This window comes from Streptomyces chisholmiae, assembly GCF_031845445.1.
In the GTDB taxonomy this organism is placed as follows: domain Bacteria; phylum Actinomycetota; class Actinomycetes; order Streptomycetales; family Streptomycetaceae; genus Streptomyces; species Streptomyces chisholmiae.
The window spans coordinates 1-444 of the sequence record NZ_JAVREO010000208.1; the positions used below are offsets into that span (position 1 = coordinate 1).

General features: G+C 71.4%; 1 pseudogene. It reads left to right on the forward strand.

Annotated elements, in window-relative coordinates:
* Window positions 1-274: pseudogene (locus RM844_RS32840) on the forward strand (hypothetical protein); the annotation flags it as partial.
* Window positions 275-444 lie beyond the last annotated feature (170 nt).

Consider the following 444-nt stretch of genomic DNA (forward strand, 5'->3'; position numbering starts at 1 on the left):
CAACACCTGGTTCGACCGGATCGTGCCGTGCGGCATCCGGGACGCGGGGGTCACGTCCCTCTCGAACGAGCTGGGCCGGGAGATCACCATCGAGGAGGTGCTGCCGGTCGCCGAGAAGCACCTGCGGGACATCCTGGAGAACGCGGAGCTCGCGCCCCGCGTGATCGAACGGCCGGCCGGGCAGTCGGCCGGGCGAGCGACCGAGGAGCCGGTCGAGCAGCCCGCCGGGCAGCCGGTCGGGCAGCCGAAGGCCGCGGCCGCGGCCCCGGCGTGAGGGCCCCGGCTGTACCGGTCAGTAGCCCAGCCTGGGAATAGGCCCCGTCAGCCACAGGTTGGCCAGACGTAAGGCCGTTCGATGTGGGGGCGTACCCTGGGGTTGGCCGAAGAATCCAAAGCGAATCCCTCGCGCATCGCTCGCGCATCCCACGCGAACCCGACGCGAAT